At 36.5% G+C, this 13228-nt stretch carries 17 protein-coding genes; 16 read left to right on the top strand and 1 reads right to left on the bottom strand.

Annotation, left to right across the window (positions count from 1 at the left end):
- Window positions 1-3 precede the first annotated feature (3 nt).
- The gene (locus SJY09_RS11205; protein ID WP_396635808.1) at window positions 4-558 is read left to right on the top strand and encodes a nitroreductase; all 555 of its coding nucleotides are present in this window, start codon (window positions 4-6) and stop codon (window positions 556-558) included.
- Here SJY09_RS11205 and SJY09_RS11200 read toward each other — a convergent pair.
- The gene (locus SJY09_RS11200) at window positions 555-1070 is read right to left on the bottom strand and encodes a DUF456 domain-containing protein (RefSeq protein ID WP_396635807.1); all 516 of its coding nucleotides are present in this window, start codon (window positions 1068-1070) and stop codon (window positions 555-557) included. The two genes, SJY09_RS11205 and SJY09_RS11200, sit on opposite strands and share 4 nt — an antisense overlap.
- 161 nt (window positions 1071-1231) lie before the next feature.
- On the opposite strand from SJY09_RS11200, the gene SJY09_RS11195 reads away from it, so the two are divergent.
- The 15 genes from SJY09_RS11195 (at window position 1232) to SJY09_RS11125 (ending at window position 13211) form a co-directional block, all read left to right on the top strand.
- On the top strand, window positions 1232-1621 hold the full coding sequence (locus SJY09_RS11195; RefSeq protein WP_396635806.1) for a BlaI/MecI/CopY family transcriptional regulator: 390 nt from the start codon (window positions 1232-1234) through the stop codon (window positions 1619-1621).
- A gap of 5 nt (window positions 1622-1626) precedes the next feature.
- Window positions 1627-3534, top strand: coding sequence for a TonB family protein (locus tag SJY09_RS11190; RefSeq protein ID WP_396635805.1), 1908 nt, complete (start codon window positions 1627-1629; stop codon window positions 3532-3534).
- Window positions 3531-4670, top strand: coding sequence for a tetratricopeptide repeat protein (locus tag SJY09_RS11185; RefSeq protein ID WP_396635804.1), 1140 nt, complete (start codon window positions 3531-3533; stop codon window positions 4668-4670). Before SJY09_RS11190 ends, SJY09_RS11185 begins: the two co-directional genes overlap by 4 nt.
- A gap of 41 nt (window positions 4671-4711) precedes the next feature.
- Window positions 4712-5188: a hypothetical protein gene (locus SJY09_RS11180; protein WP_396635803.1), complete on the top strand. Its 477-nt coding sequence runs from the start codon at window positions 4712-4714 to the stop codon at window positions 5186-5188.
- A 4-nt stretch (window positions 5189-5192) separates the two neighbouring features.
- Entirely contained in the window at window positions 5193-5762 is a 570-nt protein-coding gene (gene ruvC / locus SJY09_RS11175; protein ID WP_396635802.1) for a crossover junction endodeoxyribonuclease RuvC, read from the top strand.
- 7 nt (window positions 5763-5769) lie between these two features.
- Window positions 5770-6135 carry a four helix bundle protein gene (locus tag SJY09_RS11170; protein WP_396635801.1) on the top strand — a complete coding sequence of 122 codons (366 nt, stop codon included), beginning with the start codon at window positions 5770-5772 and terminating at the stop codon, window positions 6133-6135.
- 32 nt (window positions 6136-6167) lie between these two features.
- The gene (gene hemW, locus SJY09_RS11165) at window positions 6168-7298 is read left to right on the top strand and encodes a radical SAM family heme chaperone HemW (protein WP_396635800.1); all 1131 of its coding nucleotides are present in this window, start codon (window positions 6168-6170) and stop codon (window positions 7296-7298) included.
- A 92-nt stretch (window positions 7299-7390) separates the two neighbouring features.
- The gene (locus tag SJY09_RS11160; protein ID WP_396635799.1) at window positions 7391-8137 is read left to right on the top strand and encodes a cyclase family protein; all 747 of its coding nucleotides are present in this window, start codon (window positions 7391-7393) and stop codon (window positions 8135-8137) included.
- 2 nt (window positions 8138-8139) lie between these two features.
- Window positions 8140-8499, top strand: coding sequence for a DUF4260 domain-containing protein (locus SJY09_RS11155; RefSeq protein WP_396635798.1), 360 nt, complete (start codon window positions 8140-8142; stop codon window positions 8497-8499).
- Window positions 8492-9115, top strand: a complete 624-nt coding sequence (locus SJY09_RS11150) for a DUF4230 domain-containing protein (RefSeq protein WP_396635797.1) — start codon at window positions 8492-8494, stop codon at window positions 9113-9115. Before SJY09_RS11155 ends, SJY09_RS11150 begins: the two co-directional genes overlap by 8 nt.
- Before the next feature lie 111 nt (window positions 9116-9226).
- Window positions 9227-9550 (top strand): Dabb family protein, encoded by a 324-nt coding sequence (locus SJY09_RS11145; protein ID WP_396635796.1) that lies wholly within the window; start codon window positions 9227-9229, stop codon window positions 9548-9550.
- A 6-nt stretch (window positions 9551-9556) separates the two neighbouring features.
- Window positions 9557-9910: an MmcQ/YjbR family DNA-binding protein gene (locus SJY09_RS11140; RefSeq protein ID WP_396635795.1), complete on the top strand. Its 354-nt coding sequence runs from the start codon at window positions 9557-9559 to the stop codon at window positions 9908-9910.
- Window positions 9911-10100: 190 nt separating this feature from the next.
- Window positions 10101-10718, top strand: a complete 618-nt coding sequence (locus SJY09_RS11135) for an ExbD/TolR family protein (RefSeq protein ID WP_396635794.1) — start codon at window positions 10101-10103, stop codon at window positions 10716-10718.
- Window positions 10719-10722: 4 nt separating this feature from the next.
- The gene (locus tag SJY09_RS11130) at window positions 10723-11220 is read left to right on the top strand and encodes an ExbD/TolR family protein (protein ID WP_396635793.1); all 498 of its coding nucleotides are present in this window, start codon (window positions 10723-10725) and stop codon (window positions 11218-11220) included.
- Window positions 11221-11441: 221 nt separating this feature from the next.
- Complete coding sequence (locus SJY09_RS11125; protein WP_396635792.1) at window positions 11442-13211, top strand: DNA mismatch repair protein MutS; 1770 nt, start codon at window positions 11442-11444, stop codon at window positions 13209-13211.
- Window positions 13212-13228 lie beyond the last annotated feature (17 nt).

Here is a 13228-nt window from a genome sequence, read left to right as displayed (position 1 = left end):
GGTATGATATTCGATTTAATAAAAAATAGACGTTCTGTATTTCCTGCGCAGTATATAGCGAAACCAATTGCAAAAGCGGATACAGAGAAAATTCTTGAAGCAGCAAATTGGGCGCCCAATCACAAAAAAACGGAGCCTTGGCGGTTTAAAGTAATACAAGGTGAAAAGAAAGCGGAGCTCGGAGAATTTTTGTCGAACACCTATATTGACATTACCCCCAAACCCAAGCAAATAAAGGCTAAAAAGCTCATTGAAAATCCCAAAAGAGCTGGTGCTATTATTGCCATTTGTATGCAGCGGGACCCATTGGAAAGTATACCGGAGTGGGAAGAGATTGCGGCTACGGCCATGGCCGTACAGAATATGTGGCTTTGTTGTACGGAGCTAGGCATTGGTTGCTATTGGAGTTCCCCTGGACTTATACAATATATGGACGAATTTCTACCGATGGAGGAAGGTGAAAAGTGCTTTGGATTCTTCTACATGGGCTATTATGAGGGCGAACTGCCAGAACGAACAAGAAAGCCTATTTCAGATAAAGTGGTGTGGTTGGATTAATCGAAATGAGGAAAAAGCGCTGCTTTATATTCCCATGCGGTCGTTATAAAAAGACCTAGAAATACAATACTAACCATAAACTTTAAAAAAGTTCCGGTTAAAAAACCAAGAAAAGAACCAAAAGCCGCTTTTGTAGCGGTTTTTTTATCGGCTTTATTCAATAGTTCTCCTACAAGTGCACCTATAAATGGCAAAATAATAATCCCTAAAGGGCCAAGAATTGGAAAAAATATAGCGACCAATAATCCAATAGTGGTCCCTATCATGCCCGCTTTAGTGCCTCCAAATTTTTTGGTTCCCATAGCCGGTATAATATAATCTAAGGCAAAAACGACTAATGCAACGGCAAGGGTCACGCCTAAAATCCACCAATTATTTGGTATGGCCCTGGTAAGATAGAGTAGTAATAGCCCAATCCAACTGATTGGCGGACCAGGGAGAACAGGTAAAAAACTACCTAGAATTCCAACAATCATAAAAATAAACCCAACAATGAGTAGTGCAATATCCATAGTGCCTATGCTAATAAACTGCTTATGTGACGAAGATACTATCATTTTGTTACAAAAAAGGTAGCAATCCCAAGCTAGATTTCTATTTTTAAACTAAAAAATTAGTTCAAACTAAATATTTAGTTATATTTGTTTCAAGGATGAACTAAAAAATTAGTTGAATGAAACAATTAACAAAGGCAGAGGAAGAGGTAATGCAAGTACTCTGGCAGTTAAAAAAATGTAATGTAGCCGCCATTATTGAACAATTTCCTGAACCCAAGCCAGCCTACAACACCGTGTCAACTATTGTGAGAATATTGGAGAATAAGGGTTTTGTGGATCATGAACAGGAAGGTAAGGGCTATTTGTATTTTCCGTTACTCAAAAAATCGGACTATAGTCATCAATCAATCAATAAATTGGTAGAAGGTTACTTTCAGGGTTCTTACAAAAGCATGGTTTCTTTTTTTATGAAAAAGAACGATATGAGCTTGTCCGAATTGGAGTCGATATTAAATGAAATAAGAACGGCTGAGCCAGAATCTCCTAAAAAAACCGATAAAAAATAGAAACTATGCTACCGTATATTTTAGAGTGTATTGCATTTCAATTGGTGTTCCTCATTATTTATGATTTCTTTTTAAAGCGAGAGACTTTTTTTCAATGGAACAGAGCCTATTTAATAGGCACCTATAGCTTGTCATTAATACTACCATGGATAAAGATTGATGCTTTTAGAACAGCAGTTCCGGAAACATTTAATGGTTATTCTGAATTGCTATGGAATCTGGACCAAAAACCTGTGTTGCTGAATGCGGAGGTTAGCCATGGATTTTCCCTTTCTTGGCAAGAGTGGATTTTTGTGTCAGGTGTTTTGTTGGCCTCAGTTTGGTTTATCTTAAAAATATATCGTCTGTATCGACTAAAGCGTAACGGAACGATACAATATTTTAAGGATTTTACACAAATACTAGTTCCTGAGAGCTATGTTGCGTTTTCCTTTTTCAAATCTATCTTTTTGGGAGATCAATTGGCGAAGAAGGAGTATGATGCCATCATCTCACATGAAATGGTGCATATTAAACAACGCCATTCGCTGGATCTGCTATTTTTTGAGTTGATGCGTATCATGGGTTGGTTCAATCCTTTGGTATATGTATATCAAAATAGAATAGCGGAACTACACGAATTCATTGCCGACTCAAAAGTCCCTAAAACAGAACGTGCAGCGCATTACGAGCTTTTGTTATTGCAGGTTTTCGAAACCCAAAATATCTCCTTTGTAAATCAATTTTTTAAATCTTCATTAATCAAAAAACGAATCGTCATGTTACAAAAATCAAAGTCTAAAAAGGTCTGGCAGTTGAAGTATTTGCTGCTAGTGCCAGTGTTACTTGGTATGTTGGGGTATACTTCAATGGAAAGTGGTGTTGCGCATACGATGTATAATAACATAAATGAAACTGCAGTAAAAAGTTTTGCTGCACAGCAAGAACCGATACCTTTTGCTGAAGTAGAAAACGTTCCAGTTTTCCCCGGTTGTGAGAATGATGCAGATAAACGGGGTTGTTTCTTTGAGAATATGCGAAAACATATTCGTAAAAACTTTAATTACCCTGAAGCAGCAAAGGAAAAGGGAATTCAAGGACGTGTGAATACCATGTTTGTGATAGATGAAATGGGTGTTATTAGCAATTTAAAAATGCGTGGCCCCGATTCTTTGTTGACCAACGAGGCTAAAAGAATTATTGATAGACTTCCCATAATGAAACCTGGAATGCATAAAGATAAAGCGGTAAAGGTCGCCTTTTCTATTCCTATTAGTTTTAAATCAAATGAGAACGGTTCAGCTGCCAGTAATAAACAAGAAACAATAGATTACGATGGTGCTTTAGATGTCCCTTTTGCTGTAATAGAAGAAGTTCCCATTTTCCCTGGCTGTGAAAATGCTGCGGATAAAAAAGCTTGTTTTAATGCTATGATGCAGAATCACATCAGTAAAAATTTTAATTATCCGCAAGAAGCTCAAGATAAAGGAATACAGGGCAGGGTCAATATTATTTTTACCATTCAGAAAGATGGAACTATCGGTAATGTAAGAATGAGAGGCCCTGACAAATTGTTGGAAAAGGAAGCGGCAAGAATTATTAAAAAATTACCCAAAATGACTGCAGGTAAACAAAAAGGTAAAAAGGTAAATGTTCCTTTTTCTATTCCTATTTCATTTCAATTAGCACCTAATGAACCCAATGCAGAACCCGGAATAGCGGTGCACGAAACAGAGCATGGTGTTGGTCTTTCCTTTAGTGATAAACCATTATACCTAGTTGATGGTGTTGAGGCCACCATGGATTATGTACGGGCATTAAACCCAGATGATATTGCTACGGTAAATGTTTTTAAAAATAAAGTCGCATTGGACAAGTACGGCGAAAAAGGAAAATACGGTGTAGTTGAAATCACTACTAAAAAGAAAAATTGAAAGAAGTTAGCTTACTCATAATCGTTTTATTGGTCTTAAAAGCTGAAGCACAATCTTCGACTTTGGCAATAGCAGATAGCCTTTATGCTTTGGGAAACTATTCTAAGGCCATAAATGCCTATGCTAAAGTAGGGGATAGTTTTTCAAATTTACAAATAGCCAGGTCCTATAAAGCTATTGGTAATTTTGAAAAGGCCATTGCGCAATATGAGGCTGTTGTTAATGAGAATCCCCAGATGCAAATTGCACGTTTTGAATTGGGAAAACTTTTTATCAAGACTAAAGGTTTTAATGAAGCTAGAAAGCTGTTTTCAAAACTGATCGCTACCAACAGCCAAAATCCAGAATATTATTATTACCTCGGGGAAACTTTTCGCAAACTAGAGCAGCCAGCAAGTAGCTTGGTAGCCCATAAGAATGCTGTTGCAATAGATAGTACCCACTTGCGAAGCCTTTTTCAATTGGGTAAATATTTTACCATAAAGCAAGAACGCGATAATGCATTGCGGTATGTGGATGCCGGATTACGGTTTTACGCGGAGGATGTCTCTTTAATAAATTTAAAGGCGTTGATTTACTATAACGACGGTCAATATGAAAAGGCAATCCCCTTATTTGAGCAAGTTTTAGCCTTAGGAGAACGCAAAGAGTACGTGTATGAAAAATTAGGGTATAGTTATTATAAGAATTGGGATTTTGAGAAAGCCAAGGAGACTTATAAAACACTAATTGCCATGAACGATTCCAATTCGGAAACTTATTTTGCTTTGGGAGAGGTATACCGAAAAAATAAACAATTAGATAGTGCCGCGATTTTTATTAATACTGCGATGGATATCAAAAGGCCTATTTTTGGGCAAGGACACAGCGCTTTGGCGGGATTGGCAAGAGAAAGGAAAGATTTAAAAACCGCATTAAAACACTATACACTTGCTCATGAGCAAATGCCCAAGGAACCACGCCATTACTTTCAAATTTGCACGGTGTACGACCGTTTGGCGGAAAACCAGGGCGAGAAATTAAAGTACTATCAAAATTTCATCAAGTTATATGGTAAAAACCAACCATACCTTTCTCAATTAGTTGCAAAACGCGTTTCGGAACTAAAGCAACAAATACATTTTGAGGCAGATTAAACTAGGTAAAAATTCGTAATTTTCACCATACCTTTGGTGTAATGAAACGGTTTCTCATAGTATTGATTTGTTGTAACTTGGTTTCTTGTAATTTCTTTGAATCCAAAGAAAAGAGAACCCAAGAACTTATCAATGCGGAACTAGGAGCTATAGATTGGAATGCTATAGATTCTTACCCACTTTTTCTATCCTGCGATGAGACAGCTTCAAAAGAAAATCAGCGACTTTGCTTTGAACAAAAATTGCTTACTCACTTTAAAGCTACCTTGGACGAATTTGAATTCACCATAGATTCGGATGAAAACGCCATCGTAGCAGTTATCTTTGTAATAGATACCGTGGGTAAAATTAGCATTGTTAATATTGAAAAAGACGCAGCAATCGTAAAGCAAATGCCTGAATTCGATGGCATCATCAGCCAGAGTTTAAAAAATGTACCGGCAATTGCACCCGCCTTAAAAAGAGGAATACCTGTGAATACCAAATTTAGAATTCCTATTCAATTAAATACCAAGTAAGAATTTGGCGAACGAAAAAATAATCTTAGGAATAGACCCTGGAACAACTATAATGGGCTTTGGTCTTATAAAAGTGGTGGGTAAAAAAATGGAGTTCATACAAATGAACGAACTTCTACTACAAAAATATAAAGACCCCTACACGAAATTAAAACTCATTTTTGAACGTACTATAGAACTTATAGATACCTACCACCCAGATGAAATAGCTATAGAAGCTCCATTCTTCGGTAAGAATGTGCAATCCATGCTTAAGTTGGGAAGGGCACAAGGTGTTGCTATGGCAGCCGGACTTTCAAGACAGATTCCTATTACAGAATACTTGCCCAAAAAAATTAAAATGGCTATTACGGGCAACGGTAATGCCAGTAAGGAGCAAGTAGCCCGTATGTTACAAAGCGTTTTAGGACTAAAGACACTGCCTAAAAACTTGGATAGTACAGATGGCCTTGCTGCCGCAGTGTGTCATTTTTATAATGAGGGAAGGGTTGAGGTCGGTAAGAGTTATACGGGATGGAGTGCTTTTGTGAAACAGAATGAGTCAAGGGTTAAGAAAGTAAAAAGTAAAAAGTAAAAAGTGTATGAGATTTCAAGATTTGCTCGCTTACAAAAAGTCATTTGACTTAGCTATGGAAATATTTCATATATCTAAAAAATTTCCAAAAGAAGAAAAATATTCATTGATTGACCAAATAAGAAGGTCTTCTAGAAGCGTTTCAGCTAATATATCAGAATCTTATGCAAAAAGGCGATATCCAAAACATTTTGTATCTAAGCTTACAGACAGTGATGGAGAAAATTTGGAAACTCAAACTTGGTTGGAATTCGCTGAAGCTTGTGATTATATTAATAAAGAAGAATTTGATAATCTTTTTAAGCAAACCATTGAAGTAGCTAAATTAATTCACTTTATGATTCGGAACCCAGATAAGTTCGGTTCAAAATAAGAGTAACAACTTTTTACTTTTTACTAAAAAAAATGTCCGGTATCTACATCCACATTCCTTTTTGCAAACAAGCATGTCACTATTGCGATTTTCATTTTTCTACGAGTATGGGAAAGAAGGAAGCTATGGTCAATGCCCTTTGTCAGGAACTGAAGCTTCGTAAAGCAACCTTTAAAGATGTGGTGGTAGAAACAATTTATTTTGGAGGTGGCACTCCATCGGTTTTAGAAACATCGGAGATTCAAAAAATAATCCAAACTGTTTATGATGATTATACGGTAACGGAAACTCCAGAAATTACGTTAGAGGCCAATCCAGATGACTTAACTTCAGATAAAATTAAACAACTAGCAAAAAGCCCAATCAACAGATTAAGTATTGGTGTTCAGTCTTTTTTTGGAGAAGATTTAAAGTTAATGAACCGAGCACATAATGCTAAGGAGGCGGAGGCATGTATTGCCCTTGCAACGAAGCATTTTGATAATATTTCTATAGACCTCATTTACGGAATGCCCAATATGACCAATCAACGGTGGAAAGAGAATATTGACAAAGCACTTAGCTTTAATGTGCCGCATATATCTAGTTATGCCTTAACCGTAGAGCCGAATACAGCATTGGCCAGTTTTGTAAAAAAAGGCTTGGTGAAACCCGTAGATGACGAAATAGTGCAGGAGCATTTCAACATACTAAACGAAACATTAAGTAATGCGGGCTATTCCTGTTACGAGATTTCTAATTTTGGAAAGCCAGGTTATTTCTCAAAGAATAACACGGCATATTGGCAACAAAAAAAGTACATAGGAATTGGGCCGTCAGCGCATTCTTTTGACGGGAATACACGTGGTTGGAATATTAACAACAACCCTAAATACCTAAAAGCTATTGAAAAGGGAGAATTACCTATGGAGGTTGAGGTGCTTTCTACAAAGGATAAATATAACGAATATGTAATGACAGGTCTTAGAACTATTTGGGGTGTTTCATTGTCTAGAATAGCTTCAGATTTTGGTAATACCTACAAAGACTATATCATGGAACATGCTGAAAAATACATAGAACAACAGCTCTTGTATAGAGACGGAGACCTAATCTTGGCTTCTAAAAAGGGTAAATTTTTAGCCGATGGGATTGCAGCGGACCTCTTTATGATTAACTTGTAATCGCCAAAGTGATGTCCTTTTGGGCGGAGTCTAGAACGCATAAACCTAACTTAAAAGAGACGTGCCTACTGCGCTCAAGGAGAACTCATATTTTGAAAACGATACTAAAACACAAAAATAAAGACTACCATATAGACCTGGCGAAGCCATTGGATATTTCCATTCCACTAAAAGGAACTGAAAATAATGTAAACGCTTGGTATGTAAAACATCCTGTAATTGAACCCCATACAGAGGGCGATTTTGTGGGGAGCGTTGCGCAAGGAGCGTCAACCAATTTTAATGACATTAGTTTTAATCCACATGCTCACGGAACACATACGGAATGTGTGGGTCACATTACCAAGGATTTTAAATCTGTGAACAAGGCTTTGGATACGTACTTTTTCTTGGCAGAATTGGTGACCATTGCCCCTGGTAAGGTTAAAGATGATTTTGTTATTTCAAGAAAACAACTAGAAAATGCTAGAACTAACCTAGAGGCCACAGCATTGGTTATTAGAACATTGCCTAATACGGAGTCTAAAACTTCGCGGCAATATTCAAATACCAATCCGCCTTATTTATTAGAAGAGGCTGCCATTTATTTAAGAGAAACAGGCATAGCTCATGTATTAATTGATTTGCCTTCGGTGGACAAAGAGAAGGATAACGGCGTACTTGCAGCACATAAAGGTTTTTGGAATTTTGATGGTGAGCTTAGAAACGAGGCTACCATTACGGAGTTTATTTTTGTAGACAATGCTATTGAAGACGGCTCTTATTTTTTAAACTTACAAGTAGCTCCTTTTGAAAATGATGCCAGCCCAAGTAGACCCGTACTTTATAAAATACAGTAATCATGAAAACACTACTAAAATTAGAAGAATTGGCACTGTTTCTTTTAGGTGTTTTTATGTTTGGTTTGCTGGGCTACCAATGGTGGTGGTTTCCTGTTTTATTGCTCACTCCAGATTTAGGAATGTTAGGGTATGCGTTAAATAACAAGATAGGAGCGTGGCTATATAATCTCTTTCATCATCGGGGAATAGCAATAATGCTTTACTTTTTTGGAATGTATTTTTCTTTTCCAATTATTCAGTTATTTGGTGTTATTGTATTTTCGCATGCTGCCATGGACAGAATCTTTGGATACGGACTTAAATATAATCGTGGGTTTAAGTTTACCCACTTAGGTGAAATAGGGAACAAAAATGGATAATATTTTAGAAATTTTTCTGGGATTGATTTTAGGGGCCATTAGTATGTATTGGCTATTTTCTTTCTTTCGGAAAAAACAAAGTAAAGAGATAACATCACACCAGGCTACTGTGTTGTTAGAAAAGATAAGAAGCGTCTGCAAGTTGATATCTGTAGAGGGCGATTTTGCCGAAATTTACAAATACGAAAATACTAAAGAACGTTTTTTAAGCTTGGTCAGTAGTAAGAAAAAAGCGCTAATCGTTATAAAAGCAAAGGCTCAAATAGGATATGATTTAAAGAAGATTTTAATGCACGCTGATGACGGAAAGAAGAAGATTATCCTGGTTAATTTTCCCGAACCAGAGGTGCTTTCCATAACCCCAGAAATGGAATTTTACGATGTAAAGAATGGACTTTTCAATACATTTACGCCAGATGATTTAACTACATTGAACCAGGAAGCAAAAAAACATATCTTAGATAAAATTCCGGAAAGTGGTTTAATGCAAACCGCAAGAAAAGAAGCTTTGCAAACTGTTCTTCTTATAGAGAAAATTGTAGAAACCATTGGGTGGAAATTAGATTATTCCGCCTTGGAAATTACGGAGGAGCAGAAGAAACTTTTAAATAAATAGTAACCTAAAAAACAGCTATTTTTGATAGCGCATAAATTAACTATGAGAACTTGCACTACTTTACTAATTTTATTATTCTCATTAACGGGGGTTGCCCAAACTAAAGAAACTATGAACGAATTCGATTCAAATTTTGCCCATACCGTATATTTTTGGCTAGAAAATCCAGAAAGTAAGGAAGATTGTAAAGCTTTTGAGGTGTCCCTTCAGAAATTCTTGGATAGTTCGGCTTATGCCAAAACAAAATTCATAGGGAAACCACCGAGAGCCAGCAGAGATGTTGTTGATGGTTCTTTTACCTATTCTTTAATAGTTTCGTTTGAATCGGCCGAAGCACAGCAAAATTATCAGGATGAAGCGCCGCATAAACTCTTTATAGAGGAGTCTAGTAAATTATGGACCAAAGTAATCGTTTACGATTCTCAAGGTATTTAACCACATATGCATATTGAGGAATTTAGGGAGTACTGTATCTTGAAAAAAGGTGTTAGCGAAGGCTTCCCTTTTGATGAGCAGACACTAGTTTTTAAAGTTATGGGGAAAATGTTTGCCCTATGCGGTCTTGGAAGAGTTCCTGCGCAGGTAAACTTAAAATGTGATCCTGAGCGGGCGATCGCATTAAGGGAGGAATATGACGGGGTTATCGCAGGCTGGCATATGAGCAAAGTGCATTGGAATACCGTTTTTTTGGAAAGCATAGCCCCTAAACTAACCAAGGAGTTGATAGATCATTCTTACGAACTTGTCATTGCAAAGTTTACCAAGAAATTGAAAAGTGAATATGATGCCTTGTGAAAATTAATACACGGTATTTTTAACTGGTTTACGCCATAATCAAGATTTAAACTTGCCCATTGGCAGATAAGCTTACCCCAAGGTAGGCTGCTAGGAGTCTGTTCGCTAACTCAAAACAATCATTCCCTCATTGCTACTGTTATCTTTAGGCTATTTTTTGGTACTTCATAGTGTCTTAAAATGTAGCATTATGAAAAACCACAGAGCAGTTCAAGAAGTAAATGCCGGTTCCATGGCAGACATTGCTTTTTTATTACTTATTTTTTTCTTGGTTACGGCATCAATTGAAAATGATGCTGGTCTTAGTCGCATGTTACCTTCTACAAATAACGAAGCTGCTGCTGATATTAAAAAGCGTAACCTTTTTGAAATTACCATAAATAATAAGGACGAAATTATGGCGGACGGAGAAATTGAACAACTCCAAAATCTCCGTAAAAAAATTATAAGATTTATAGATAATGGTGGCTTACCTATACAAGACGACAATTATTGTAGTTACTGCAAAGGAGAACGGTTGAATACGCTGTCAGAGCATCCTTCAAAAGCTATTATTTCTATTAAAACACAACGAAATACGAGTTATCCGGTCTATGTTGCTGTTCAAAATGAAGTAATAGGAGCCTATAATTACTTTCGGAATAGCCAAAGTCTAAGATTATTTAATACCACTTTTGAAGTTATGAATTCAAAATACCATGATGCGAAAACTACGGTAAATGAGAAAGTAAAATTAAAAGAGCAAATTGAAATTGTGCGAAAACTATATCCGCAAAAAATAGTAGAACCAGAAACCATTAACAATTGAAATTATGATAAAGTTCAATAAAAAAGGGGCAATCGGTAGGGATTTGCCAGCCATATCAACGGCATCATTGCCTGATATTGTTTTTATATTGCTCTTCTTTTTCATGACGGTTACGGTCATAAAGAATCAAAATTTAATGGTTGAGAATAGGTTGCCAAAAGCATCTGAGACAACATTGTTAGATAAGGCGGATCGCGTTATTGAGATTTTTGTGGGGAAGCCTAAAAGCAGTCAAGCTGTTAGCCTTGGAAATAAACCTAGAATACAAATGGATAATACGTTTGTTCATATGGATGAGGTAGGTGATTATGCGCTGCAAGCCCTGTCTTTAATGCCAGAGCATTTAAGAGGTGTTGCTACAGTAGCTATAAAGGCAGACGCTGGTGTTAAAATGGGCGTTATTGAGGATTTAAAGAAAAGATTACGTAATGTTAACTTACTTAAAATAAATTATACGACCTATGAGGGTAATGTGCTAGAAAATATGGAGGTAAGTAAATAGAATTATACGAATCAGGAAATAAAATTTTAGCTTTTCCAGAGAAAGCATAGACCCTAAACTAACCAAGGAGTTGATAGATCACTCTTATGATCTTGTGGTTGCAAAGTTTACCAAGAAGTTAAGGTCAGAATTAGACGCACTCCAATAGAAGGCTAATCCATATCTTTATGCATCAATCGGCACTGAGTATAATGCAGTGTATAACAATGTTTAGCTAAAGAATGCAGGATTTAATTGGCTTTTACCAAAATAAAATAGAAAAATTTACCGCAGAACGCTCCAAAAGGCAAAAGGAGTTATGGGCATCTAGTATGTTGCGTTTGGCGGTCTTCGTTAGTGCCCTTCTTGGCTCCTATGTGTTTAGAGGTAACATTAAATTGGTGGTGGCGATTATTCTGGCTACCATTATAATATTTCTTTTTTTGGTATCCAGACATACCGATTTACAAAGAAAAAGGGATAGATTAAAAGCGTTGATCAACATAAATGAGATAGAAATAAAAGTACTACAAAGGGACTTTCACCATTTGCCGAGTGGGGAAGAATATAAGGATAGCACTCATTATTATAGTCAAGACATAGACCTATTTGGAATGGGTTCTTTTTATCAGTACATGAATAGAACTACGCTTAAGCAGGGGGGTGATATGCTTTCCGAAATCTTGAAAGAAAATACAATCGATGCCATTGTACAAAAGCAAAAAGCGATTGCCGAGTTGGCCAAAAAACCGAATTGGCGTCAAGAATTTTCTGCGACGGCAAGCTTAGTTAAGACAGATACTCCCACATCGGTAATCATAAATTGGCTTAAGGGATATATTTCATTTGTCCCAAAAGTCATGCGGTTTTTACCATTACTGTTTTCCGGTGTTTCAATACTCTTGTTCGTACTTTATTTTATGAATAGCCTTGCGGAATCAATTCTAATTTATTGGATTGTTTTTGGCCTATTGATTACAGGAATTTACGCGAGAAAAGTGGCCAGGTTGGGTGCAAATTCTGGTAAATTATTAGCGGTATTTCAGCAGTATACCAAACTATTAAGTTTAATAGAGGAGCAGGAGTTTAGTGCTGACTTTTTAAAGAAAAAGAAAGAGCAAATTTTAAACGATGGACGTAAAACTTCAGAAATTTTAAAAGAATTTTCAAACTTATTGAACAGTTTGGATAGGAACAATAATATCATTTACCTCATTTTTGGGAACGGGTTGTTTCTCATGGGTTTATCAACCTGTTTTAAAATTGAAAAGTGGATTACGGCCTATGGGGCTTCCGTTAATTTATGGTTTAATACTATTGCCTTTTATGACGCCTATTGCTCGCTAGGTAATTTTGCCTTTAATCACCCCGATTATACCTTTCCTAAGATTATTAAGGAAGGCAATACCATAACATCAGAACAAGCAGGTCATCCACTACTAGCTCCTGAAAAAAGTATCCGGAACGATTTTGAAATTAAGAAAGACGAGTTCTTTATTATTACCGGAGCAAATATGGCTGGTAAAAGTACTTTTTTGCGGACTGTTTCATTACAGTTGCTCATGGCTAATATAGGACTACCGGTTTGTGCGAAGTCCGTTAGTTACAAACCCATAAAACTAATTACGAGTATGCGCACAACCGATTCCTTAACAGATGATGAGTCTTATTTCTTTTCGGAATTAAAACGATTAAAATTTATCGTGGAGGAAATACAAAAAGACCCCTATTTTATAGTTTTGGATGAAATTTTAAAGGGAACCAACAGTACCGACAAGGCAAAGGGTTCTAGAAAGTTTATTGAGCGTTTAGTTGCCTCGAATGCAACGGGTATTATCGCTACCCACGATCTTAGCCTTTGTGAAGTGGCTAAAGAACTGCCTCAAGTAAAGAATTATTACTTTGATGCTGAAATTATAGCAAATGAATTGCATTTTGATTACCGTTTCAAAGAAGGTGTTTGTCAGAATATGAATGCATCTTTCTTACTAAGGAAAATGGAAATAATTTAAATGAATAAGATTTAGTT

The organism is Maribacter sp. R77961, from assembly GCF_044594925.1.
GTDB lineage: Bacteria > Bacteroidota > Bacteroidia > Flavobacteriales > Flavobacteriaceae > Maribacter.
This window is presented reverse-complemented; position numbering and strand designations above follow the sequence as displayed.